Below are 23,770 nucleotides of genomic sequence, written 5' to 3' on the forward strand. Positions count from 1 at the left end.
ATTTTTAAACTTTTTGAATTTTGCGGCAACCTCTTTTACCGGTTCACTTCGCTTCAGCGAGATGTCGCTTTAGTTAACCCATACAACTCTTATACACTGCCTACTTTTATATTTTTCGTTATTCCAGACCTCTTTTTTGCTTGTGTTAAAAAGCACCGGATCCGCCGCCGCCTCCACCAACTCCCCCGCCGCCAGCTCCTGTTGACGAGGCGTTAGAGGAACTCTGGATGGAAGCAGACTCATTAGCAGAGTGAAAGCTGGGGCCTGTAACTGCAGAAAGGATGGCTATCGTTGAGATATCCACTGAATAAGCTGAGGCAGCGGCGGCAGGCAACGGTTTGAAGGCAGTGATTAGTTTATCATTTTTATCCATGATATCTTTATCATTCGAACCGAGACCATATAGATACATTCTCATCTTTTCATCTTCATTCCAATTCTCCCATTCGTGAACCGGAGTGTTAAAATAGCTTCGCTTCGCCTCTATCCACTCATTTCTTATTAAAACACCTTTTACCGTTCTAGGTGAGTAAGCAATAGCATAGACAACAGCAGCCATCATCAGCATCACCGCAGCAAACAGTTCAGGCATTAAATCGTGTAACGGAAAAAGAATTATCAGAGGCAAAAGAATCAGAGATGAAAACCCTGCAGCCAGCCGATGATTCGTTTTATCCTCATAAAGCTGATGGTCCTTCATTTCCCTGTGCACAGCTTCTTTCCAGTGTGCTTCTGATTGCTGGTACTGAGTATGGTTTTCCTTTATAGAGGTGTACTGTTCGAGCTCCTTTAAAGAAAATGTATCTCCGCTACCAATTTCAGTAAAGAGCCAATCGAGCAAAATCTCTTCCTGTTCCTTTAAATTTCTTCGATGTGCAATCTTAAATTCACTTTCTGTAAGCTGAATGACGTTCCCTTTTCGGACTAAATTTAATAAAGAAGCACCAATCGATTCATTAGGAAGATGCCCATTCATGTACCAAATCAATGCAGGCAAAGACATGATCTCTGCAGGTATACCCTTTCCTGAAGGCTCATGGCTGCGTGCTTCTTTCTGAACAGACTTTGACCTGCGAACCCCCGTTATTATTAAATAGAGAAGATACAACCCATAAATGGCAAGCACCGAGATTCCAATCACAGCGATCAGTTCACGACGTTCATTATAGGCAGCAGCCTCCTGTTCAAGAGATTTTTTTGCTGCTGCTAATTCAGCGCGAAGATCTTCATCTGTATTCACGATGGAAGAACTGAACAAATCACCATCCCAGGCAGCTCTTATGTCCCCCTTTGTTTGGGCAGGCACTTTTCCATATTCAAAACGAACGGTTCCATTGTCCTGTATGCTTTCCTTGTCAAAAGCACGATCATAACCAAAAGCCGTCACATCACTTGTTGGCGAAGGCGGGATTAGTGTGATAGATACATTTCCATAGTCAGACTCATTTACATCACCAAAAAAAGCCCAGTAGAATTCAGCAAGATCTCCATTAGATTGAATAGCATCTTTGATGGTATAGGTAATGGTCACTTCGATGGTTTCATCTTCTCCTGCACGATAAATACGATAAAGGTCGTTTTCAACAGACAATTCCAGCTCTTCCCCATTTTCAGTTGCTTTTACGTTCTCAATAGCCGAACCGTCCTTAGGGACTAAATGCCGGGTTATCCCATTAAATTCACTATCAAATTCATACGTATGTGTTTCTGAAACATTCACTTCGCCGGATTCCTGAACTTCTGCTACAATATTGAACTGTGAAATTGAATAGTCGACCGCATGACCTTTATGTGGAAAAATAAAAAACAAAGCGGCGATCAAAACTGGAATCCATTTACTGAATTTCATAGTCGTCACCCTTCCTCTCTTATTTCTTTTACGGAATAGAGATTAATTAAGTTTCATCCACTTCTATTCAGTCAAGTTTATTAAAAAGCAGGAAGTAAAATCATCCTTATAAACGATTTGGACATAAAAAGAAGAATTTATAGGCAGCATTTATCGTTGTTATGAGGCAGGAGTATATGGCGGCTTATTGCAGGAGATAACGGGTGCTTGAGGCTCTGAGGGGTGAAAGGCAGTGAGAAGCCCTGAGCTCCCGTACTGCTCAAAGCATTCTCCTGAAGCGATCAAAGAGCCTGAGACATCATGCCCCAAACTCTTTCGATCAGTTGAACTATTCTTTTTTGGTTTAAATGACCCTCACTTATCCAAAGTAATCTCATGAGCGATTACCGTATTAAGGGATCAACAATATCTTTCCTAATTTACCTTTATTCTTAAAATAGACTTGCGCTTCTTTTGCTTCTTCCAGAGTAAAAGTCCGGTCGATGACAGGCTTGATCTTGCCTGCAGAAATGGCAGTAAGCATCTCTTTAAATTCGGCCCGCGTTCCAAGGACGGATCCGTACATAGTAATATGCTTTAAATAGACCGTTCTAAAATCGAGGCTGGTTTTCTGTCCGCCGGCAGATCCAGATATACAGAACTTTCCTCCTTTCTTAAGGACCTCAAGAGAAACAGAGAATAATGCATCGCCTACAACATCCAGAACAGCATCTATCGGCCCTCCGTTTACTTCTAGAATTTCCTTTGAAAGATGAGCTGATTTATAAGATAAAACATGTGCGGCTCCTAATTCCTTTAATTTTTCTTCCGCATCCATGTCTCCAACAATTGCGATTACCTTAGCTCCAAATACTTTCGCGGCTATTTGTACATTTAAAGATCCGACGCCGCCATTAGACCCTGTGACCATAACCGTTTCTCCCGGCTTAAGATGAATTTGGTTTACCATATGCCAGGCTGTTAAACCGCTGACTGAAAATACGGCGCTATCTGAATAGCTGGAAAGTGGCATGTCATAACAAAGTTCAGCAGGCCAGGCCACGTATTCAGCGTAGCCTCCATCGTATTCAGAACCAATAAATGACATATCTTCTGATATATGCTCCGATCCCTCTTCTCCACTGGAGGTGAAAGGAAACAAAACAACGTCCTTGTCCATCATTAGTGGGTCCACTTGATCCCCAACCTTCACTACTACCCCCGTAATATCAGAGCCTGGTGTGCGGGGGAATTCTACGCCTTCCGGTTTCCAGCCTGATTTTGACCCGGCTCCATAGGCGCCTTCTCTCATCCAGATTTCAGTGTTGTTTATCGCACACGCTTTTACTTTCACCAGAACTTCATTGCTTTTCGGTTCAGGCACAGGTATGTCTACTACCTGTAATTTATCCACATCGCCATATCCAGTCACTTGAACAGCTTTCATCCATCATGTCCCCTATCTCTAAAAATAATCCAAATCTTACTTCATCTTTGCAAAAAATTGATCAACGACTCTTTTCACACCCTAGGAAAAGACAGAGCTCTATTTTTTGATATAGTCCCATGGGGTCAATTCTTCACTTTCGATCACAACGGCCATCAAGCCTTCCTCCGACCTTGTTTCATGCCATTCGTCTTTTCCCCAAAATACAGCATCTCCAGTTTTCACATGAAAATACTCCCCGTTATTGCTCCGGACTTCCCCTTCTCCCTTTACAATCAAAAGCAGCTGAGGCATTACGGCCTGATGATAGCCGATCACTCCGTTTTCTTCAAGGTACATGCACCCGATCATGGAGGGGCTGAAGGTTTGGGTAATACGGGACATCACAAAATTGGAATCAAAAGCTTCAATACGTTTGCCGTCTTCTTTTTTAAAAGTAAAGATTTCCAATGCCATTCCTCCTTAGACATCCGATTCCCCGCAAAAAAAGGAAAGCCTTCATAACTGTGTATCTTGTTTTGAAGGCTTTCCTGTTAAAACTGGTTATATTTTTACTTATTCATTTCCCATTGTCCCAAAAGGAGAGTTACGATATGTGAAAACATATCAGCACGCGTCATGCGGCCTGCTGTAAAAATACCGACCGCACCCTCCTGCTGGCGAATTTCTTTTCTTTGGCTGAAGCGGTCCATAACAGGCCCAAGTTCTCCACCAAGCCGTAATTGATCCGCTACTTCATTCGGGAGGCGAATTCGCGCTCCTCCGGCCAGAATGGGCTCATCGGTATCCTTATCCTTCAATGCTCCCCAGTTGCACAGGAAAAGACCATGAGATGTCTCCACGACGCCTCCTTCCAGGCCAATCCCTAAGCGCGCGTCTGAGGTTAATAGCAGAGCATTACTGGCACGATTAACTGCACCTGTCATGGTTTCTTCATCACCAAAGGGCTGCTGGCTTACTTGAGATAAAGCCTCAGTGGGTACTATACGATAAGACTCGTATGATAAAGAATGGAATGCTTTCTCAATCGCTGCAATTTTTGCTTTGTTTTGCGTGCCGGCTGCTACCACAATTGACTCAGTCATTAGAATTATGAATTTTGACGAATCGATTCAATTGTAGAACGATCGCAGGATTTTACAAGCTTTACAAGCAATTCTTTTGCAGCAGCATAATCATCAATATGAATCATGGAAGCATGCGTATGAATATAACGGGAACAGATGCCCACTACAGCACTTGGCACACCTTCATTGGATGTATGGACACGTCCTGCGTCTGTTCCTCCGGCAGATACAAAATACTGATATGGTATGCTGTTGGATTCGGCTGTATCCAGAACAAATTCTCTCATTCCCCTGTGCGTTACCATACTGCGGTCCAGTATACGCAAAAGGGTTCCTTTTCCGAGCTGACCGAATTCGTTTTTGTCTCCAGTCATATCATTTGCAGGGCTGGCGTCCATTGCGAAGAAAATATCCGGTTTGATCAGATTAGCTGCAGTTTGCGCACCTCTGAGTCCGACTTCCTCCTGCACCGTCGCTCCGCTGTAAAGCGTAGAATTTAGGCTTTCTCCCTGCAGTTCCTTTAGCAATTCGATCGAGATCCCGCAGCCGTAGCGATTATCCCAGGCTTTTGCCAGAATCTTTTTATGATTCGCCATCGGTGTAAATGGACAAATCGGTACAATTTGCTGACCGGGACGAATCCCCATCGATTCAGCATCTTCCCTGTCGTCTGCCCCTACATCAATCAGCATATTTTTAATATCCATTGGTTTTGCCCGTTTCTCAGGACTTAATAAATGAGGAGGGATGGAGCCGATCACACCTGTAACAGGAGCTGCATCTGTTATGATTTCAACCCGCTGGGCAAGCAAAACCTGACTCCACCACCCGCCAAGCGTCTGAAAGCGCAGCATGCCATTGTCAGTTATTCCTGTTACCATAAAACCAACTTCATCCATATGTCCAGCTGCCATCACAACTGGCCCATCCTGAGGACCTTTTTTCAGTCCAAAAATGCTTCCAAGACCATCCTGTACGATTTCATCGGAGTATTTGGAGAGCTCCTGCTTCATAAAAGCCCGGACCGCATGCTCATTGCCCGGTGCTCCCGGAAGCTCTGTTAACGTTTTAAATAAAGCCAGTGTATCTTGATTCACAAAAAAATCCCCTCTCGTAGTTACCTGCCATATGTAGATTCATGTTTATTTTACAGAACTTTCTTTCGACTTGCCACTGTTTAGAACAATTCAGCCGGAATGGAAAAGATAGGTGATTTACACAGAAGAATTCTGTATACTTAGGATAGTTTGAGCAATTCGGAGGTGAGATCAAATGAATTGGAAGGATGTTACAATCGGAGCAGCAGTCGGCTTAGCTGCAGGGTATGCCATCAGCCAGGGCACGTCAAAAGCAGTTTCTGTTCCTGCCGATAAAGTACTTCAGGACGTTAAAAATCAATTTAAAAAGCGCGGATCAATTGATGGTTCATGGATTCAAATGAAACCCGAAGAGCATGAAATTCTTGCAATTAAAAATCAGGTTTACCGCGGGGGCATCTCCCGTCATCAGGGAAATGAGTTAGAGCAATTTGAATTTATTGCAGATGCAAAAACAGGCACTGTAATGGATGTTTATAAAATTTGAGAGTAAAAGATTCCTGTCTTATCAGTGACAGGAATCTTTTTATGCAGTCTGTCACGAAGAATTTGGTATGCTGCAAAACAAGGAGGAACTGACGAATGGCAACAGTGAGGCTGCTGGTCATGTTGTTTATCGTTTTTATAACCAGTACAGTTATCATTGCATGGGGCATGTTTACAAATACAGCACATCCAGCGTTTTTCCCTTTTGTCTTGTTTTACATTGCCTTTCTCTTTGGTTTATTTATTTTTTTCATCGTAAAAGCAGCTATTCAGTTAAAGAATAGTCCCGCTGAGGCCCTTAAAAAGAGCGTAATTCGTTTTTTACTCTCTTTTCTGTCATTAAGCTGCTTTGTCTGCTTATTTTATTTATTTTTCGCACCGGAACTTCTTGATGTCAGCCGGTTAATTTCTATCTCAATTGGAGTGGCAGCCGGGATAACTCTTTTTGGTGTCATAGGCCGGAAGGAACAAGCAAAACAGTAATGCCTTTATATTCTTGCATATGATAGAACTACACACTTTTTCCGCCAAATGCCTCCATCACATAGAACAAATCCATTATGTTCATAGAAAGATGTGTGCTTAGAAGCAAAGGTTACAGTGACGATCTCTATTCCGTGCACTGCAGTTTCATTGAGCAGCATTGAGACCAGCATACCGCCAAGTCCTCTCTTGTGGTAGTGAGGATGAATCATAACATCCTCCATATACCCATGCTCAAGACCGGTCCCTGCCACATATCCAAATCCAATCAGCAAACCTTTTTCATTGCGGATCCCTGCCCAGAAATTACAGCGTTCAAGCAAGAGAGGATAATCTTGATCTCTCCTCCCCCAGCCCACTGCCTCCCTTAAATCAGGTACTTCAGTCACACGGACAGGAAGATTGACTTCAGGTGTCATTTCAACTTTCCCCTCCTTAAAAGGTTATTTCGCAGGTTGGCAGAAAGGAATTTTCGTCTCAACCCCGACTGTAGATAGCAAAATAGCCCGCGTCTAAATCTGAGACAACTTATTCTTTTCTATTAATCACCAAAAGAATGTCTTTTTACAGACTCAATTATTTCCTTTCCATCCTGATCCCATTTTACTGCCCTGTAAAAGGAATCATGGTAAAAAATGAACCACCAGTTTTCTTGTATCCCTTTTTTTATCCATTTCTGCTTTGCTGCTATTGAATTCATAGGATAGTCATCATAAGCTAGTACCCATAAAGGATTTTTGTGAGCGTGCGTAGGCATCAGATCTGCCATATGAATCATCGTTTCCCCGTTCTGTTCCAAAAGCACAATGCAGTGTCCATCACTGTGACCGCCCGTATGAATCATTTTTAAGCCTGGCAAAATCGAAATCTCCCCATTAAAAGGTAGGACCTGATCCTCGATTGATTTCCAGTTTTCTTCCCAGTATGTATTTTTCGAGCGAATATTCGGAGCTCTCATTTCATCCCATTCCACTTTTGACGCGTATATTTTCGCATTAGGAAAAGCCGAAACAAGCTCCCCGCCTTCTTTGCGGGTTAAACCGCCAGCATGGTCAAAATGCATATGCGTCATTATGACAATATCAATATCCTCTGCTTTCATTCCCAGCTTATTGAGGGATTCTGTCATATGTGATTCTCTCGTCACGCCATAGTTTCGTTTTTGTTTTTCACTTAACTTCCCAGCCCCTACGCCCGATTCGAGCAAGACCCGGTGTCCGTCCATTTCAATCAGAATGGGCTCAGTAGGCAGTTCAATTTGATTTTGATCGTTGACAGGGTATTTTTTTGACCACAGCGGTTTTGGAACCACGCCAAACATAGCACCGCCATCCATATTGGTGACTCCTCCGTCGAGCCATCTTAGTGTCCATTCTCCAAAGCTGAACGAATCCATCTTCATCACTCCTTTAATTGAATACGCTTCCAGCATTAGTATAACAAAAAAACAGAACGTCATCGAAACGTTCTGCAGGAAATCTATTGATATTGTACTTCACAGCGATAAATCCGCTGTCCTTTTTTAGAAAACTTTTCTTCATACTCGGTCATGATGTTTCCTTCAAAATCACTCTTATGAAGGTCAAGGCTTACGAATGTCAATAAAAGACCATACGCAGAAAAGCTTTGAAGGGAATATTCAAATAAGCCCTGGTTATCCGTTTTAAAATGAATCTCCCCTTTTTCAGGAAGCACAGTTTTGTATAAATCCAAGAACTTTTTATAGGTTAATCTTCTTTTTTCATGGCGGTTTTTTGGCCACGGGTCAGAAAAATTTAAATACACACGCTGAACCTCTCCCTTTTCGAAAACAGCTGTCAGGTCTTCTGCGTTGATATTCAACAGCTTAACGTTGGGAAGTTCAGCTTCAATAACACGATCAAGTGCCGTGACAATTACGCTTTCGGAAAGCTCGATGCCAATGTAATTGACATCCGGATTGGCTCGAGCCATCTCTGTAACAAAGCGGCCTTTACCCGTTCCTACTTCGATGTGTAAAGGATTGTGATTGCCAAATTCCTCTGACCAACTTCCCTTAATATCTTCCGGGACAGGCACTGCGTAGTGAGGGTAATCTGCAAGCCGCTCGGCAGCCCAAGGTTTATTTCTCGTTCTCATTTTCTTGCACCTCTTCTTCTCATTAAAAATAGCCTCGGCATTTTTCTAAATGGTTTCTTAGAAAAGGCACCGGGCTATTTCTTGTTCTCATTCGGACAGTCACTTTGAAAACACCGCTGCAAAAAGTTCATCCACTTGGCTACGTCGTGCAGACGCCCTTTGTCTTTTTGCCACTGCAGCATAAAAAGAGCCTGACATACGGCATACCATTTCATGCGGATGCGGAAGTGATCGGTTAGTGATTCACCATATTGTTCCATCCACTGTTCCCAGTCTTTTTCCGGTATGTACCAGTATAAAAGCATTCCGACATCTACAGCAGGATCTGCCAGCATAGCGCCATCCCAGTCAATTAAAAACAGTTCATCCACTTCAGACAGCAGCCAATTATTATGATTTACATCGCCATGACACACCACATAGTCGCCTGTCGTTACTTTTTTGGCATGTTCGTGTAAAAATTCAATAGCTTCCCGTACTGGTTTTAACATATTTAATTCTATATCCAGAGTGGACTTTACTTCGTCCAGCATCACGAATGCTTCATACGGTTCTTTTCCCAAACGGCGCAGCATGGAGGTCAATGCTTTGGAGCTATGAATTTTTTTGAGCAGTTTCCCCACTCTTGCTCCTGCCATCTCATCTGCCTTTAGTTCACGACCGTTCAGCCAATGCTGGGCTGTAATTACATCACCATTCTCAAGACGCTTTGTCCATTTTAAGCGAGGGACAATTCCCTCCGCTGAAAGGACAGCAATGAAAGGGGAAGAATTGCGTTTTAAGAATAGTTTTTCTTCGTCAAGCCGTGCGAAAAAAGCTTCACCAGAGGCCCCGCCTGCCGACATGATTTCCCATTCTTTATCAAACAAGTGTTCCAAATTCATTCACCTTCTACGTCTTTGTCTTTAAAGAAAAATTTTCCGTTTAAGCTTCAATCCTATCGATGCTTTAAATTCATCATTCGCCTTAGCAGCACTTGGATCATTTTCATAAAAAAATAAAAAAAGGATAGCTATTGGTGCTGTAAAAGACAATAGCTATCCTTTTTAAAATTCTATCGTTTAGAGGGTGCTTTCGTCAAGACCCTTGTTTTTTCGATGGGACAAATGACCAGCTTTTCGGTTCTACTTCGACATATATCGGATGATTTCGAATTAAGCTGCCCCCAAACTCTCCGTCGGCATGAATGAGAGCCTGTTCTTCTGTTTCCACTTTTATCTGTTTTCCTTGTTCAGTTGTCACCTCTTTAAAGCGCAGATGACCACCAAAAAAGACAGAAAAAAAGACGGTAAGAAATTTCAGACGTGATAAATGGTGCACGATTGTCAAATCAAGCATCCCGTCATCTGACCTTGCATAAGGGGCAATCATCATGCCTCCTCCATAGTAAGGCTGGTTAGCTATTGTAATAAACCAAACCTTCTTCAGGTTTAACGTTTTGCCATCGATTTGGACCTTCATAGACTGAGGTTTATAGCTTATAAGATGGTAGATCAAATAGTATACGTAAATCAATTTTCCCAGCTTTATTCGATTCAGCCATTTTTTAAACCTGGAACGGTTCGATGAATTTGCCACTGCTGCATCAAATCCAATTCCGAGGTTATTAACAAACCATCCAGTCTTTTGTCCTTTGAAACGTGCGGCATCATGTTTTTCATTCGTGCCGTCCCAATTCGAAAGTTCGTGAAACGATTCCGGCAGAAGAGGAAATGAAGAAAAATGCCGTGCAAAATCATTGCCCGATCCTGCAGCAATAGATGTTACATATGCATGAGGAAACCTTGCTGTCGCATTGACCAGCTCATGCATCGTCCCGTCTCCCCCAATTCCTGCAAAAAGAGTCTTCTCATGAACATGATTTTCACAGTAGTGCCTAATTTTTTCAACTGCCTCAAAGGGTGCTGAAGTAACCCAGTATTCGATTGAATTCGCTTCCCCCTTGTTCTTTACAGCTAAAAACCGCTTATAGGCATAGCCGTTTTTCGCATGGGGGTTCACGATAAAAATCACTTTCATTCTGAATTCTCCGGCAGATCCGTCTCCTGAAGTTCCTCGGACCACATCATTCTTCTGACTGAAGTCGTCTGGGTAAGGTCCAGTACAGTCTTAACCGCCCGAAGCTGAGCACCTTTTAATGGCGCACGCATGCTTCTCTGCTGAGAGAACCAGTCAGGAAAACTCTTTTTATCAAGTAAAGTTAAACCATAAGGAGCATCTTTAAAATCAATGTATCCATTCCTGGATATAATCGCTTTTCTGATCGGAAAGTCAAGGTTCTGCTGATTAAATAACCCCTTAATAATGGTTTCGGTCCTGTCCAGAGAAATAGATGGATTTAACATTCTTTTTTCCTGTTCACCCGCTTTTACCGTCCAGAATCGATTCATTGAACCAAGATAAGCGGACTGATCCGCATCTTCAAGAAGAGTAATGCACCAAAGTTCCGTCGGTGTAAATACCAGGATATCCAGCTCAATAGGTGCCTTTTTGATGAGCATTACAGGTTCATACATAACAAGATACGTATCGGGAAATCGCTGAAGAAAAAAACGGAGCGGTTCTTCTCTTGCATATTTGCCGTCCACATACGATTTTTCTGTGAGTGTAGAACTCGCCCATGTCAGCTGAATCTGATAAAGCTGATCCATATAAAGATGCTTCAAATCATCAAGGGTGTCGGGGCGGTAATACACTTTGGGTTCAAAATTAAAGGAGTCACTTTCTGACGGCTGTTCTGCCGCTTCAGACAGAGGATGCTCCTCTTCTTTCACCCAGATTTTCCTAAAGCGTTTAACAAGACCCTCTTTCCCTTGAATATCATTTCTAAACTGCTTCGCATCCTCGTCATTTAAAAAAACAGAGCCTTCTTCCCATTGCTCCTTAATTTTAGACCATTGCTGTTTTTTTAATCGGACAAATTGTGAAGGGTAACGAAGGCTGTCTTTTTCATATCTGGAAACATAGTCCTGCAATTTAATCAATTGTGCCACTTTGCCACTCCTCTTTTTAGAGGTCTCTGTTTATCTTAATCTGCATTGAGAAACAACTTCATACTTAGGGGTTTCCTGCGGATGAATGCGATACAGGCAGACCGATGAGACTTTCATATCAAACGGAACAAAATCTTCAGGCGGATGAAATTTTTTTGACCCCTGCCATTTCTTTGCAATCGTAATATGCGGCCTGAACGGGCGGTCTTCCGATTTCAGTCCAGCTGATCGAATGATTTTCTGCACCTGGTCGTATAAAGGCTGAATTTCATCCCCCCGATTCGGGCCTGCCCAAAAAATACGCGGAGATTCTTTTTCTCCGAATGTCTGAATGTGATTAATTCTTATTGAAACACTTGGAAAAGCGGGAATGATTTCTTTCATTTGCGTCTGGATCTCTGCCAGCACTTTTTCCGAAACAGCTCCCAAAAATGCAAGAGTAATATGAAGATCCTGTTTATGTGTCCATTGCTTAAAATCAAGTGTTTCCTGCCAGCTGCTTTTTTGATTTTCAATTTTTTCTTTGACAAAAGGAGAAAGTTCAATCGCTATAAAATAATGTGGTGTGGACATGAATGACACCTCCGTTAAACATTTCCTTTTTTATTTATTATACCGCTGTTCGTCCATTTGGTATATCTTTTAGAGCAAGTAGACATAATTGATTGACGAAGCCGTTAAAGGTAGAATATAAAGAGTTATCATTGGATCGAAAGTTTGAAAGGATGATGAAGAATGAAGGTCGTTCAAAATATAGCAGAACTAATTGGAGATACCCCTCTCGTTAAGCTTAACCGGCTTCAGCCAAAAGGCGGCGCTGCAGTCTATGCAAAGCTTGAGTATTACAATCCAAGCAAGAGCGTAAAGGACCGTGCAGCGTTTAACATGATGATTGAAGCAGAAAAGCAGGGGCTTTTAAAGCCGGGCTCAACGATTATAGAACCTACCAGCGGCAATACAGGGATCGGAATTGCGATGAATGCTGCTGCCAGAGGCTACCGCTCTATTCTTGTCATGCCCGATACGATGACTTCTGAACGGATTAATCTTTTAAAAGCTTACGGCGCAGAAGTTGTGCTGACGCCTGGAGATGATAAAATGCCCGGCGCCATTAAAAGAGCAAAAGAGCTTGCTGAAGAGATTCAGGACAGCTTCCTGCCTATGCAATTTGACAACTCAGCTAATCCGGATGCACACCGTCATTCAACTGCTTTAGAGATTATGGAAGCCGTGAAACAGCTGAAAAAACCGCTTAGTGCATTTGTTGCAACAGCAGGAACAGGTGGAACGATCACGGGTACTGGGGAAGTTTTAAAAGAAGCCTTTCCTGAGCTGCAGGTGCATGTAGTAGAGCCTGCGGGATCGCCCGTTTTATCTGGAGGAAAACCCGGCAAACACAAGCTTGTAGGAACCAGCCCCGGCTTTATTCCCTCGATCTTAAATCAATCTGTATATGATCAAATTCATAAGATTAAAGATGAGGATGCCTATGAAATAACACGCAGACTAGCTCGCGAAGAAGGAATTCTTGTCGGTCCATCCTCTGGTGCTGCCTGTTATGCAGCGCTTGAGACCGCAAAAAATATGCCGGAGGATTCTGTCGTTATATTTATCGCTTGTGATACGGGCGAACGGTATCTATCAAGTGATTTGTTCCGATTTGAATCGTAATGGCTGGAATGGCTGGGACTAATTGAGTTCCAGCCGTTTTTTCTGCAAAAATCAAATACTTTATTCAACATCAGCCTTTCCTGCTCTGCATATTTTTTAATAGTTTAATTTCATCTAAAAAACTGCATCTCCCCAGTCAGAGGTTTCTCCTGACCAGATAAGATGCAGCTGCATGTCATTTATTATCTTTCAACCTTTACTAATTCTCCACATTGTTCCTGAATGGAAGCTTTAAATACTGACTGAAGTTTTTGAGTCCATTCACCAGGCGCAGCATTTCCAACTGCTTTCCCGTCAATCTGCACGATAGGCATTATTTCAGCTGTGGTGCTTGCAATAAATACCTCATCAGCCTCTAGAAGGTCATCAAGCGTAAAGGCCTCTTCTTTTACTTCAAGTCCGATTCCAGGACATAATCGGATCAGTTCCCTGCGGGTAATGCCATTTAAAATCAAATTGGTTGCAGGATGTGTAAAGAGCTTATTATTTTTGATGATAAATGCGTTGGAAGAAGAGCCTTCTGTTACAGTACCTTCACGGTGCAAAATTGCTTCAAAGCTGCCTTGTGAGTATGCTTCTTGTTTAGCGAGAAGATTTCCAAGCAGGTTTAAACTTTTAATATCGCATCTTAACCAGCGTACATCTTCTGCAACAATTGCCTTCACTCCTTCATTCATCTGAGCTTCAGGTCTGGCTACTTCTTTTGTATAAGCAGTAAAAACCGGTTTTCCTTCTAAAGGAAATTGGTGCTGCCGTGCAGATGTCCCACGAGTTACCTGCAAATAGATGGTTCCGGTATGAAGATTGTTTTTTTCAACCAGCTTGTAAAGGTTTTCTATCAGTTCTTCTTTTGTAAATGGAAGATCAAGCCTGATCTTTTCAGCAGATTCAAACAAACGGGTGATGTGTTCTTTTCCAGTAAACATCTTCCCGCTGTAAATTCGGATGACTTCATAAACACCATCTCCAAATTGATATCCACGATCCTCGATATCCACTGTGCATTCCTCACGGGAAACAAATTGATCGTTGTAAAGTACTATTGCCATTACACTCACTCCTTTTACTCGTTGAAATTGAATCGGTGATCGTCCTCAAAGGAAACGGGTTCTGATTACTCTTTAGTTCAAGCAGAATAAAGAAAATTATTTTACGCAGGCAAGCTCATAAATAGCCTGTGCATAAATGGCTGTTGCTTTCAAAAGATCTTCAATTTCAATATATTCATCCTTTTGATGCGCTACATCCGCTCTTCCTGGGAAAAGAGCACCAAACGCGACACCCTTTTCAAGCGACCTGGCATATGTGCCGCCGCCTATAGCCAATAGCTTCCCTTTTTGATTGGTCTGCTCTTCGTATACGCGAAGCAGCGTCTTAATAAAAGGATCATTCCCATCTACATGGTGGGGCGGTGAATCGTCCATATTTTTAATTTCAATATCTTTTTGATCAAGCATGGCAGTCAGCTTGGAAAGCGCATTTTTCATATCATATGTAACCGGATAGCGGACATTCAATCCGAAATAAGCCTCTTCTTTACTGTAGCGGATTTTTCCTGTATTGATCGTTAAATCACCGCTGATTTCATCGCTTCCTGTTAAACCGAGATTATGTCCTCTTGAGTCTTGATGCAGCATTGTTTGAGCAAATCGGCAGAACGCACGCGCGTTTACATCGAGTTCAAATTGTTGCAGAAAAGAAAGTAATGCAAGACCTGCGTTAACCCCGTTATCCGGCTCCATTGCATGAGCGGATTTTCCATACAATTCAATGGTTAAATCGCCGTCTTCAATAAAGTAATCTCCGCTCAGTTCATTTTCCTTTAAATACTCCTCAAATTCCTGAAGAAGATAGGTCTGATCCAAAACGGGGATTAATACAGTCTTTGCACGATCCGGCACCATATTGTACCTTTCACCTGACACAAATGAGCGCATCTCCATATGTGGTGCTTTCTCATCCTTCAGATTCTTGCTGAAAAATAAATCAAAGTCGATTATTCCTTTTTCAGCGTGAATAATAGGAAAATCTGCATCAGGTGCAAAACCGATAGATGGCATTTCTTCGTGCTCAAAATAATGATCCACACAGCGCCATTTACTTTCCTCATCTGTCCCGACAATCATTCGTACCCGTTTATCAAATGAAACGTCCATATTACGCAGAATTTTCATGGCCATGTAGGCAGCTATTGTAGGACCCTTATCATCAATGGCTCCTCTGGCATAAAGCCTTCCATTTTCCACCACTCCTTTAAAAGGCGGGAAAGACCAGCCATCACCAGCCGGCACCACATCTACATGGCAGAGAACTCCAAGTATGTCACGTCCCTCTCCCATTTCAATATGCCCTGCTAGATTTCCAGTGTTTTTTGTGATGAAACCGTCTTTATCCCCGAGTGTAAGCATCCACTCCAGCGCATCTTTTACAGGCTGGCCCAAAGGTGCTTCTTCGGTTGTATTCTCTTCGTCTAAGATACTTGGAATCTGTACGAGCTGCTGAAGGTTTTCAATGATTTCCTCTTTATGCTTTTCAACTTCTTCTGTCCATTGAATGGGCACTGAATCTTCACCCCTTTTTCGTAATGTCTATCATTATAATCGATTGTTCTGTGACAAGCACGTATTGTTTGACTGCATTGAAGAAATTGTCTGACGTTCATTTACTTATATTAATAGAGCAGCCAATGCTATGAGCACAATTGGCGTGAACATAGCCGCAGCAGTCCAGTTTTTCCCACGCTCATAACTTTTATCGAATCTGTATTTAACACCTATCGCATGTTTTTCTATAAGCGTTTCCCACATCATTTTATGAATAGCTGTACAGCCTAAAGCTAAAAGAGCAGCTGCAGCAATAAACAGCCAGCTGACTGGAATCAATATGGCAGCTAAAATAATGAGTGCTAAAATTCGCAGATAATAATAAATAAATTTAGGGTTTCTTAAATGATGTTTTAAAAAGAGCTCCAGCATTCCGGTCACAGGAGTAATCGGTCTAATGATCCGTCTGGATTTGCGAAATAGCAATGGTCTTGTTCTGAATTTCGTATGAGGCGGCGTTTCCACTTCTTTTGAGAGGCTAAAAATCAGCCGAATCCAGCGCACCTTCCATTTTGCTTCCTGCAATCCGTGATTGGGCAGCCATTTCGGGTCAGCCATTGTCCTGTTGAACACTCTTCTAACTAAATAAAAAAGCAAAGGAACAGCCATGAGCATAAGCAACGGTGTATAAGCGATTCCTGCCATAATTAATGCGCTGACAAGTAAGTGCGATCCGAGAAAAGCGGCAGCTCTCCATCCATTTTTAAATCCTGCAAAAGAAAAGTCAATCCAGGAAAGGCATACTTTACAGAGTGTGCGAATAATAGTCAGCATAAGCAGCAGCAGGATATTTTGAAGAATCGTTGCATCTACTATTCCAACTGTATAAGGTAAAAACATAATCGATGCCGCTAAACTGAAAACAAAAGAGGCAAAAAAGTTATAAACCCATGCAGACTGTAAAATTTGGCTAATCCATTCCGGCCGTTTTGTGAGAAACACCGCATCTGCTTCAAAAAGGTATGTACGCCATTTTCCGGACAGAGTAAAAAAGAAAAACAGCAATACCCAGCCAAGCGGGTTAATCATGTCGAACCACTCAGGAGGACGGGTCCAAAGCGACCGGTAAAATAAGCCACTGAAGAAAAGGGCAGGAAAAATCAAATAGAAGACAATTGTCCAGTCCATGACGCTTGACCAGACATCTTTTTGATAGCGCCAATCTTTCTTTAACCGATCTCTGAAAAGTGTAAGAGGCATGATTAGAGATCTCCTTCCGGAATGCAGTCGTACAATGTTCCATGAGGCACATCACAGGCTTCAAGCACTTCAGAGAGTGTACCTGATACATAGAGGGCGCCTTGACTCATGATCAAAATCCGATCCGCTATTCTTTGCGCCGTATCAAGTACATGGGTGCACATCAAAATACCGGCTCCTCTTTGCCGCTCTTCTTGAAGCGTTTCTAAGAGCAGCTTTACAGCGGATGGGTCGAGCCCCATAAAGGGTTCATCAATGATCCATAAAGAAGGCTTTGACATTATAGCTAATATAAGCATGGATTTTTGCTGCATGCCTTTGGAAAAGGATCCTGGCAAATCATGAATGACACGCTCCAGGCGAAAGCGAGACAGCCATGACTGAACGAGCGGCTCCCACTCTGATTTTTCAAGATCTTCAACTGCAGCAACAAATTCTATATGCTCCCATAGTGTTAAATCTTCATAAAAAACCGGTCTTTCCGGAATAAATGAGTAGCGGATTCCTTTTAATATCTCTACTTCTCCATCGAGAAATGGCAGCTGTCCCATTATCGCTTTTATTGTTGTGCTTTTTCCTGCTCCGTTTGCTCCGATCATGGCAACAAGCTCTCCCGGTCCAACAGAAAAACAAACATTTTCAATTCTGGCATCATTTGGCGCATAACCGCCTTCTTTTATGTCAACATTCAGCATTTTTCTCAACAACTCCTTCTCTCTTTTATACGGAAGTATCAGGAAAAGGGAGTCATTTTTTCCAAAACATCCTCCAAAATAAACTTGTTAAAATGTAAATGCCATGTAAAAACTGCCCTTCGGACTAGAAAAATCATTCAATAAATTGTACAATGAAATTGTCAGACAATGAGATTGTCGAATTTTAACGAAAAGGGGCTGTCGTGAGGCAACCAAAAAAATGTGTCGTTGAGCGATACTCAACAAAGAGGTTTATTGCAGTTATTGCCCATGAAAAAAAGATGAGGGAGAGTGGTTTTTTGAAACCAACTACGAATCGGATGCTGACTCGCATCAAATCTGTGTACATGTTCATCAAAGAAAATGGAACGGTAACAACAAATGATTTGGTTGATGAATTTGGCATCACACCTCGCACCATTCAAAGAGATTTGAATGTGTTAGCCTATAACGATTTAGTGAGCAGTCCTAGTCGTGGCAAATGGACGACGACACACAAAAAAGTGAAAATCTCGTAAGATAGCTAAAGACAGCCCTTTCCGTTTTTCGGAAAGGGCTGTTTCTTTTATTTCCCATTTTGAAGTTGTTCAAGCTCGTGTGGCGTCAACTCACGGAATTCGCCAAGTGCAAGTGACGGATCCAGTTTCAGCGAGCCCATCGAAAGCCGTTTTAAATACGTGACTTCCTTGCCGACCGACTGAAACATTCGTTTAACCTGATGAAATTTTCCTTCCATAATGGTCAGTTCAATTTCTGAGACCGTCCCCGATTTGATAATGATCAAATCAGCAGGTTTTGTTACGTACCCGTCATCGAGCATGACTCCCTTTTTGAACGCTTCAGCATCTTCGTTTGTTACTTCCCCATCAATGGTTGCAAAATACGTCTTAGGGACATGTTTCTTTGGAGACAGCAGTTGATGGGAAAGCTGTCCGTCATTTGTTAATAAAAGCAGACCTTCCGTATCTTTATCCAGCCGTCCAACCGGAAAAGGATCAAAAACAGATAGTTCGACTGGCAAGAGGTCGATTACCGTCTCGTGCTGCCGGTCTTCTGTTGCTGAAATAACACCAGGTGGTTTATTCAATAGTATATAAATAAACTCACGGTAAATAATTTTTTCACCGTTTACAGTCACTTCCTCTTTTAAAGGGTCAATCTGCATCTTGCCTTCTTTTGCAGGCGTCCCTTCTACGATTACGGCGCCTGATTTTAATAATTTTTTCATTTCTTTTCGACTGCCATAGCCCATATTTGCCAGTAGTTTATCTAATCTCAATGAGCTTCCTCCTTTTTTACAGACCAAAAGCCGGCTTATGAACCGGCTTTTCGTGATCTATGATGTAAATCGCTTTCGGAGTCTCGTGATCCGGTCTCCAAACAGCTGATCTGCTAAACGTGTTTTCAAGCTTAAAACAAAATAAACGAACACTCCAACAATACCGCATATCGCGAGGATGAGCAAAGCCTGCAGCCTGCTTTCCGGGTTCATGAAGGACGCAAGCCCAAAGTAAATGATTAAAACTGGCACAGCCATAACGACGTTAAAAATAATCATAAGCATTGTGCGTCTTACCACTTTACGGTACTTGTATGCAGCAAAATGACGCAGAACAATCAGATTAATTATGATCGCTGCCAAATAGCCAATGGCTGTCGCAAGCACTGCCCCCTGCACTTCAAAAAGCTGTACCAGCGGAATATTGATTGACAGCTTGACCAGCAGACCAACAAGCAAGCTCAGAACGCTCCAACGCTGTTCGTTGATCCCCTGCATCATAGCAGCTGTTACGGTATACAGAGCAAAAAGAATGGCAACGGGTGAATATGTCCGCAGCACTTCAGTGCCAAGTTCACTGTACCCGTAGAATACGGTATAGGCCGGTTCAGCCAGCAATGAAAGACCGATGGCAGCCGGCATGGTTAAGAACAATAGAATTTGAAAGGTTTGATCCATCTGCTGATTTAAAGATTTCCAGTTTCCTTTTGAAAAGGTGCTGGTAATGACAGGAATCAATGTCATCGCAAAGGCTGTGGCGAGAGAAACCGGAATAATCACAAGTTTATGTGTAGTAAACGTTAAAATCCCAAACTGAAAATCCGATACTGCTGCAAGGCCAATTTCAGCCATGGCACGGTTAAAGGTAAGAATATCCATCAATTGAAAGAGTGGATTGGCCACCCCTACCAGGACAAACGGAATTGAGTACAGAACAATTTCCTTATACATTTCTTTAAGCGATACATCCACCCTGCCCCGATCTTTTTCGAGCATTTTATCCAGATGAGGCTTTCGTTTAAAATAATACCAGATTAATAAAGCTAAACTAGCAGCTCCTCCAACAAACGCACCAAATGTTGCGACAGCAATGGCGGTTGTAATAGAACCATCCATGAGATAAAGGACTACATATACGCCGACGAGCAAAAAGACGATTCGAACAATTTGCTCCACTACATTTGAAACAGCTGTTGGCCCCATTGACTGATGCCCCTGGAAAAATCCCCGTATTAAACTCATAAAAGGTATAATAATAAGGGCAAAGCTCACTGCGCGTATAACGGTCGTGACCTGATCAGCAGATATCTTCTGCTCGTTTGCAGGAATTGCCAATTCAGCAAAAAATGGTGCAAACAAAAACATAATTAAAAAAGAAATAAAACCTGATAAGGTCATGAACCAAAGCCCGGACCTGAAAAGCCTTCGTCCGATCTCATACTCCTCGAGCGCATTATATTTGGCAATAAATTTCGAAACCGCAAGCGGCACCCCCGCCGTTGCGATGGAAAGAAAGATTGTATAGGGAACATAACCATATGAATAAAGCGATACCGGTCCTTCTTCATTGCCCAGAAGCGCATAAAAAGGGATGACATAAAACAGCCCTAAAAATTTCGATATAAACGTACCTAACGTTAAAATAAAGGTTCCTCTTACTAATGTTGATGTGGACATTTTGATCTATTCACTTCCTAATCTAAGGAAAACTCATATTTCGACACTAACCAATAGTGTACTACTCCATTCTTTGATTGACAATTGATTTTCTGTTATGAATAAGAGAAATGATTGAACATCCAAACTGAGCAGGATAAAATAAGGCAAGTGAACGTACAGGAAAAGATGGTGAAAAGGATGAAATATGATGTGATCGTTGTAGGAGGAGGACCTTCCGGGCTGATGGCTGCTATTGCCGCCGGGGAGAAAAAAGAACATGTCCTCCTTGTGGATAAAGGAACAAAGCTCGGAAAGAAGCTGGCCATATCAGGCGGCGGCAGATGCAATGTGACGAACCGTCTTCCAGTAGAAGAAATCATTAAACATATTCCCGGAAATGGCCGATTTTTATACAGTGCTTTTTCTGTTTTTAACAACGAAGATATCATTGATTTTTTTGAAGGACTCGGAGTTGCACTGAAAGAGGAAGACCACGGACGTATGTTTCCCGTATCAAATAAAGCCCAGTCGGTAGTGGATGCCCTATTGCGCAGACTTGGAGAATTGAACGTGGAGATCCGAACGAATGTCGAGGTTCGGGATCTTTTAGTCGGCAACGGGGAAGTTGAAGGAATTTCTCTTGTGAACGGCGATGAAATAAAAGCGGACGCTGTTGTTCTTGCAGTAGGGGGAAAATCCGTCCCTCAAACCGGTTCAACCGGTGATGGGTATCCATGGGTTGAAAAAGCGGGACATACTGTGACCGAACTGTTTCCCACCGAAGTGCCGCTTCTCTCACAAGAACCCTTTATACAAAATCGCGAGCTTCAGGGACTTGCTCTCAGAGGAGCTGCTGTCAGCGTGCTGAACAAAAAAGAAAAGCCGCTTGTAACTCATGAAATGGACATGCTCTTTACTCATTTTGGTTTATCCGGTCCAGCTATACTGCGCTGCAGCCAGTATGTAGTCAAAGAAATGAAAAAGCAAAAAGGCGACCCTGTAACGATACGGATCGATGCCGTTCCTTCTATTAAAGGAGAGGAGCTTTTTCAGCAGATGCATAAGGAAGCAAAGGAAGAAGCAAAAAAAGCGGTCAAGAATGTGTGGAAGGGGAAAATCCCGGAGCGCTATCTTCACTTTTTAATGGAACGCGCAGAAATTGATCCGGATCAGCAGGCAGGTACCATCGCTGGCGATAAAATACGGCTGATGGCACAATTGATGAAATCCTTTGAGCTTTCCGTCAATGGAACACAATCCATTGAAAAAGCCTTTGTGACCGGAGGCGGAGTTTCCGTTAAAGAAATTGAGCCTAAAACAATGCACTCAAAAAAATGCAAAGGATTGTTTATTTGTGGTGAACTGCTCGATATCCATGGCTACACCGGCGGATATAACATCACCTCAGCTCTTGTAACAGGGCGGTTAGCAGGAACGAATGCAGGCGACATCGGATAATAGGATTGACAGAGGCTGGGACAAGTACGTCTCGGTCTTCTGTTTTTACTTATAAAGTAAAAAAGTCTTTAATCTTTTTTGCTGTTTCTTTTGCGTTTAAGTTTGTGTTATCTATTTTTATATAATGTTCTTTTTGTATTTATCCCGGCATGGAGTTTAGCCGGTGTTTTTGAACAGACTCCAGCAGGTTCTCTTCGGATTGTTTTATATTCCTTTTCGTCGGCTTTTCCTGAAGACGGTTTGGACTTACATTTCGTTCAAGCCTTTCTTTCAGTTCGGCTTCGAGCTCCACATAGTAGACCTCTCCCCCACTTTCAGTAAATATGGAACTGACCTTTTCGAGAAACTCCCAATCTCCCCGCAAATCAAACGCCCATACAAAAGTGAAAATTAATCCGTATTGATTGGTTCTGGCAAACTCCTTAAAAATTTCCTCACGAAACAATGTGGTTAATCTCCACATTTCCGGGCTAAAATCAAATAACGGAACGAGTAAATCGATCGTCATATGATTATGAAACAATTTTAAGTCTGTAATTTTGGATAGTTCCTGTCCCACTGTCATTTTACCGACAGCCTGTGGTCCGAATAATAAGACGACTTTCATCCAATTTCCCCTTTTAATTTGTTTTGTTTCTTTTCATAATTAGAAGCGTTTTCACACGTTGGTTAAAGCAACGATAAATACAATTATTTCAAATTTTCTATATACACGCAATCTATTTATAAAATCATTTCAAGTATTCGATCAAGAGCTGAATAATTAGCAGCAGAGTAATGATCCGGAGCATTGGCTTTACATACGCGGTCTTCATTCGCTGCGCCAGCCTTACTCCCGTTTGTGCACCAATCCAGGAACCTGCCATTAAAGCGAGTGTCAGTCCCCACATGATGTGGCCAGCTGTGATATAAACCGCTGCTGCCCCGATGCAGGATGAAAAAGTGGCGAGACGGACAAGGCCTACCGCTTTTAAGTATGAAATTTCAAGCCAGCTGAATAAATAAAGCATCAGCGTTCCTTGGCCAGGTCCGAAAAGTCCGTCATACACACCTATCCCGTAAACCCCAGCAGCACTTGCAGGCTTTATTTTAAACGGCTCTGTTTTTTCAAATGAAGCTTTACTGAAAAAAGAAGTTACCATGGCAAAAATCAGCAGAAATATAGCAGCGATTGTCATCGTCTGAGATGACAAAAATGAGGCAATTGCAGCACCGGTCCCTCCTCCAACCAGGCTTACCGGCAGGAGCCAAATTGATTCTTTTACATTAACCTGTTTTCTCCTGACTAGATAAACAAAAGCGGAAAACGAGCTGAAAGTATTGGACACCTTGTTTGCTCCAATCGCTGAATGAACCGGCATTCCGATCAGCAGCATCATAGGCAGACTGATGAGCCCCCCTCCCCCTGCAAGCGTTCCAAGCGTGGTGGCCGCGATGCCTGTAAAGAAAATTAGCAATAAGTCCATTTTAACCGCCTCCTTTATCGTAAGGATAACGAAAACACATTTATAAGTAAATTCGATAAAATTACAGTATATCAATAAGATTAACTTATGATTAAAACAAAAAAAAGGCTTTAATATAACTGATGAATGGAAAAAAAGGGGGAGTTTTTTCATAATTATGGGGGGAGGGTTAGAAAGGAGGCGACTTGAGGAGGAAAGAAAATTCATATGAAACACAGTT

At 42.3% G+C, this 23,770-nt stretch carries 24 protein-coding genes and 1 pseudogene; 5 read left to right on the forward strand and 20 right to left on the reverse strand.

The genetic code is table 11. The annotated features are described in order from the left end of the window. Positions 1-145: 145 nt before the first annotated feature. The 5 genes from ACQCT8_RS06990 to ACQCT8_RS07010 all read right to left on the reverse strand — a co-directional run bounded on the left by ACQCT8_RS06990 (position 146) and on the right by ACQCT8_RS07010 (position 5,439). Positions 146-1,849 carry a DUF2207 domain-containing protein gene (locus ACQCT8_RS06990; protein WP_426869715.1) on the reverse strand — a complete coding sequence of 568 codons (1,704 nt, stop codon included), beginning with the start codon at positions 1,847-1,849 and terminating at the stop codon, positions 146-148. A gap of 391 nt (positions 1,850-2,240) precedes the next feature. Continuing rightward, positions 2,241-3,275, reverse strand: coding sequence for a zinc-binding dehydrogenase (locus tag ACQCT8_RS06995; protein ID WP_426869717.1), 1,035 nt, complete (start codon positions 3,273-3,275; stop codon positions 2,241-2,243). A 99-nt stretch (positions 3,276-3,374) separates the two neighbouring features. Beyond that, positions 3,375-3,725, reverse strand: coding sequence for a cupin domain-containing protein (locus ACQCT8_RS07000; RefSeq protein ID WP_426869719.1), 351 nt, complete (start codon positions 3,723-3,725; stop codon positions 3,375-3,377). A 101-nt stretch (positions 3,726-3,826) separates the two neighbouring features. Next, positions 3,827-4,360, reverse strand: a complete 534-nt coding sequence (locus tag ACQCT8_RS07005; protein ID WP_426869721.1) for a DUF84 family protein — start codon at positions 4,358-4,360, stop codon at positions 3,827-3,829. Between the two features lie 5 nt (positions 4,361-4,365). Beyond that, positions 4,366-5,439, reverse strand: a complete 1,074-nt coding sequence (locus ACQCT8_RS07010; protein WP_426869723.1) for a M42 family metallopeptidase — start codon at positions 5,437-5,439, stop codon at positions 4,366-4,368. A gap of 175 nt (positions 5,440-5,614) precedes the next feature. Between ACQCT8_RS07010 and ACQCT8_RS07015 the strand changes: the two genes are divergently transcribed. Then, the gene (locus tag ACQCT8_RS07015) at positions 5,615-5,926 is read left to right on the forward strand and encodes a hypothetical protein (protein WP_426869725.1); all 312 of its coding nucleotides are present in this window, start codon (positions 5,615-5,617) and stop codon (positions 5,924-5,926) included. Positions 5,927-6,021: 95 nt separating this feature from the next. Further along, positions 6,022-6,408: a hypothetical protein gene (locus ACQCT8_RS07020; RefSeq protein ID WP_426869727.1), complete on the forward strand. Its 387-nt coding sequence runs from the start codon at positions 6,022-6,024 to the stop codon at positions 6,406-6,408. Positions 6,409-6,413: 5 nt separating this feature from the next. On the opposite strand, the gene ACQCT8_RS07025 is transcribed toward ACQCT8_RS07020, so the two are convergent. The 7 genes from ACQCT8_RS07025 to thpR form a co-directional block, all read right to left on the reverse strand. Then, complete coding sequence (locus tag ACQCT8_RS07025) at positions 6,414-6,827, reverse strand: GNAT family N-acetyltransferase (RefSeq protein ID WP_426869729.1); 414 nt, start codon at positions 6,825-6,827, stop codon at positions 6,414-6,416. Between the two features lie 122 nt (positions 6,828-6,949). Continuing rightward, a complete protein-coding gene (locus tag ACQCT8_RS07030; RefSeq protein WP_426869731.1) occupies positions 6,950-7,804 on the reverse strand; it encodes a YtnP family quorum-quenching lactonase in 855 nt (284 codons plus the stop codon). An 83-nt stretch (positions 7,805-7,887) separates the two neighbouring features. Then, on the reverse strand, positions 7,888-8,526 hold the full coding sequence (trmB, locus tag ACQCT8_RS07035) for a tRNA (guanosine(46)-N7)-methyltransferase TrmB (protein ID WP_426869733.1): 639 nt from the start codon (positions 8,524-8,526) through the stop codon (positions 7,888-7,890). 74 nt (positions 8,527-8,600) lie between these two features. After that, complete coding sequence (locus ACQCT8_RS07040; RefSeq protein ID WP_426869735.1) at positions 8,601-9,404, reverse strand: phosphotransferase family protein; 804 nt, start codon at positions 9,402-9,404, stop codon at positions 8,601-8,603. A 199-nt stretch (positions 9,405-9,603) separates the two neighbouring features. Continuing rightward, entirely contained in the window at positions 9,604-10,545 is a 942-nt protein-coding gene (locus ACQCT8_RS07045; RefSeq protein ID WP_426869737.1) for a diacylglycerol/lipid kinase family protein, read from the reverse strand. Continuing rightward, complete coding sequence (locus ACQCT8_RS07050) at positions 10,542-11,519, reverse strand: NERD domain-containing protein (protein ID WP_426869739.1); 978 nt, start codon at positions 11,517-11,519, stop codon at positions 10,542-10,544. Before ACQCT8_RS07050 ends, ACQCT8_RS07045 begins: the two co-directional genes overlap by 4 nt. Positions 11,520-11,549: 30 nt before the next feature. Next, positions 11,550-12,092 carry an RNA 2',3'-cyclic phosphodiesterase gene (thpR, locus tag ACQCT8_RS07055; RefSeq protein WP_426869741.1) on the reverse strand — a complete coding sequence of 181 codons (543 nt, stop codon included), beginning with the start codon at positions 12,090-12,092 and terminating at the stop codon, positions 11,550-11,552. 162 nt (positions 12,093-12,254) lie between these two features. Between thpR and cysK the strand changes: the two genes are divergently transcribed. Continuing rightward, positions 12,255-13,190 carry a cysteine synthase A gene (gene cysK, locus ACQCT8_RS07060; protein ID WP_426869743.1) on the forward strand — a complete coding sequence of 312 codons (936 nt, stop codon included), beginning with the start codon at positions 12,255-12,257 and terminating at the stop codon, positions 13,188-13,190. A 182-nt stretch (positions 13,191-13,372) separates the two neighbouring features. Here the strand turns inward: cysK and dat are convergent, their stop codons facing one another. The 4 genes from dat to ACQCT8_RS07080 all read right to left on the reverse strand — a co-directional run bounded on the left by dat (position 13,373) and on the right by ACQCT8_RS07080 (position 17,688). After that, complete coding sequence (gene dat, locus ACQCT8_RS07065) at positions 13,373-14,239, reverse strand: D-amino-acid transaminase (RefSeq protein ID WP_426869745.1); 867 nt, start codon at positions 14,237-14,239, stop codon at positions 13,373-13,375. Between the two features lie 96 nt (positions 14,240-14,335). Continuing rightward, positions 14,336-15,751 (reverse strand): dipeptidase PepV, encoded by a 1,416-nt coding sequence (gene pepV, locus ACQCT8_RS07070; RefSeq protein WP_426869747.1) that lies wholly within the window; start codon positions 15,749-15,751, stop codon positions 14,336-14,338. 105 nt (positions 15,752-15,856) lie between these two features. Continuing rightward, positions 15,857-16,993, reverse strand: a complete 1,137-nt coding sequence (locus ACQCT8_RS07075) for an ABC transporter permease (protein ID WP_426869749.1) — start codon at positions 16,991-16,993, stop codon at positions 15,857-15,859. A gap of 2 nt (positions 16,994-16,995) precedes the next feature. Continuing rightward, positions 16,996-17,688 (reverse strand): ABC transporter ATP-binding protein, encoded by a 693-nt coding sequence (locus ACQCT8_RS07080; RefSeq protein ID WP_426869751.1) that lies wholly within the window; start codon positions 17,686-17,688, stop codon positions 16,996-16,998. Positions 17,689-17,987: 299 nt separating this feature from the next. On the opposite strand from ACQCT8_RS07080, the gene ACQCT8_RS07085 reads away from it, so the two are divergent. Continuing rightward, a complete protein-coding gene (locus tag ACQCT8_RS07085) occupies positions 17,988-18,206 on the forward strand; it encodes a DeoR family transcriptional regulator (RefSeq protein WP_041060221.1) in 219 nt (72 codons plus the stop codon). Positions 18,207-18,253: 47 nt separating this feature from the next. On the opposite strand, the gene ACQCT8_RS07090 is transcribed toward ACQCT8_RS07085, so the two are convergent. Further along, the gene (locus ACQCT8_RS07090) at positions 18,254-18,967 is read right to left on the reverse strand and encodes a pseudouridine synthase (protein ID WP_426869752.1); all 714 of its coding nucleotides are present in this window, start codon (positions 18,965-18,967) and stop codon (positions 18,254-18,256) included. A 57-nt stretch (positions 18,968-19,024) separates the two neighbouring features. Then, on the reverse strand, positions 19,025-20,644 hold the full coding sequence (locus ACQCT8_RS07095) for a putative polysaccharide biosynthesis protein (RefSeq protein WP_426869754.1): 1,620 nt from the start codon (positions 20,642-20,644) through the stop codon (positions 19,025-19,027). 180 nt (positions 20,645-20,824) lie between these two features. On the opposite strand from ACQCT8_RS07095, the gene ACQCT8_RS07100 reads away from it, so the two are divergent. Next, complete coding sequence (locus ACQCT8_RS07100) at positions 20,825-22,084, forward strand: NAD(P)/FAD-dependent oxidoreductase (protein WP_426869876.1); 1,260 nt, start codon at positions 20,825-20,827, stop codon at positions 22,082-22,084. Positions 22,085-22,133: 49 nt separating this feature from the next. On the opposite strand, the pseudogene ACQCT8_RS07105 reads toward ACQCT8_RS07100, so the two are convergent. After that, positions 22,134-22,691, reverse strand: a pseudogene (locus tag ACQCT8_RS07105) (shikimate kinase). A 124-nt stretch (positions 22,692-22,815) separates the two neighbouring features. Next, positions 22,816-23,550 (reverse strand): sulfite exporter TauE/SafE family protein, encoded by a 735-nt coding sequence (locus ACQCT8_RS07110; RefSeq protein WP_426869756.1) that lies wholly within the window; start codon positions 23,548-23,550, stop codon positions 22,816-22,818. Between the last annotated feature and the right edge of the window lie 220 nt (positions 23,551-23,770).

Source organism: Jeotgalibacillus proteolyticus, assembly GCF_050107735.1.
Lineage (GTDB): Bacteria > Bacillota > Bacilli > Bacillales > Jeotgalibacillaceae > Jeotgalibacillus > Jeotgalibacillus proteolyticus_A.

Excerpts from the sequence above, each read along its gene's own strand:
- ACQCT8_RS07080 (WP_426869751.1), bottom strand. The coding sequence starts at position 17,688 with ATGCTGAATGTTGACATAAAAGAAGGCGGTTATGCGCCAAATGATGCC.
- ACQCT8_RS07045 (WP_426869737.1), bottom strand. The coding sequence starts at position 10,545 with ATGAAAGTGATTTTTATCGTGAACCCCCATGCGAAAAACGGCTATGCC.
- ACQCT8_RS07005 (WP_426869721.1), bottom strand. The coding sequence starts at position 4,360 with ATGACTGAGTCAATTGTGGTAGCAGCCGGCACGCAAAACAAAGCAAAA.
- ACQCT8_RS07100 (WP_426869876.1), top strand. The coding sequence starts at position 20,825 with ATGAAATATGATGTGATCGTTGTAGGAGGAGGACCTTCCGGGCTGATG.
- ACQCT8_RS06990 (WP_426869715.1), bottom strand. The coding sequence starts at position 1,849 with ATGAAATTCAGTAAATGGATTCCAGTTTTGATCGCCGCTTTGTTTTTT.
- ACQCT8_RS07025 (WP_426869729.1), bottom strand. The coding sequence starts at position 6,827 with ATGACACCTGAAGTCAATCTTCCTGTCCGTGTGACTGAAGTACCTGAT.
- ACQCT8_RS07030 (WP_426869731.1), bottom strand. The coding sequence starts at position 7,804 with ATGGATTCGTTCAGCTTTGGAGAATGGACACTAAGATGGCTCGACGGA.
- ACQCT8_RS07075 (WP_426869749.1), bottom strand. The coding sequence starts at position 16,993 with ATGCCTCTTACACTTTTCAGAGATCGGTTAAAGAAAGATTGGCGCTAT.
- ACQCT8_RS07020 (WP_426869727.1), top strand. The coding sequence starts at position 6,022 with ATGGCAACAGTGAGGCTGCTGGTCATGTTGTTTATCGTTTTTATAACC.
- trmB (WP_426869733.1), bottom strand. The coding sequence starts at position 8,526 with ATGAGAACGAGAAATAAACCTTGGGCTGCCGAGCGGCTTGCAGATTAC.
- cysK (WP_426869743.1), top strand. The coding sequence starts at position 12,255 with ATGAAGGTCGTTCAAAATATAGCAGAACTAATTGGAGATACCCCTCTC.
- dat (WP_426869745.1), bottom strand. The coding sequence starts at position 14,239 with ATGGCAATAGTACTTTACAACGATCAATTTGTTTCCCGTGAGGAATGC.
- ACQCT8_RS07015 (WP_426869725.1), top strand. The coding sequence starts at position 5,615 with ATGAATTGGAAGGATGTTACAATCGGAGCAGCAGTCGGCTTAGCTGCA.
- thpR (WP_426869741.1), bottom strand. The coding sequence starts at position 12,092 with ATGTCCACACCACATTATTTTATAGCGATTGAACTTTCTCCTTTTGTC.
- ACQCT8_RS07095 (WP_426869754.1), bottom strand. The coding sequence starts at position 20,644 with ATGTCCACATCAACATTAGTAAGAGGAACCTTTATTTTAACGTTAGGT.
- ACQCT8_RS06995 (WP_426869717.1), bottom strand. The coding sequence starts at position 3,275 with ATGAAAGCTGTTCAAGTGACTGGATATGGCGATGTGGATAAATTACAG.
- ACQCT8_RS07110 (WP_426869756.1), bottom strand. The coding sequence starts at position 23,550 with ATGGACTTATTGCTAATTTTCTTTACAGGCATCGCGGCCACCACGCTT.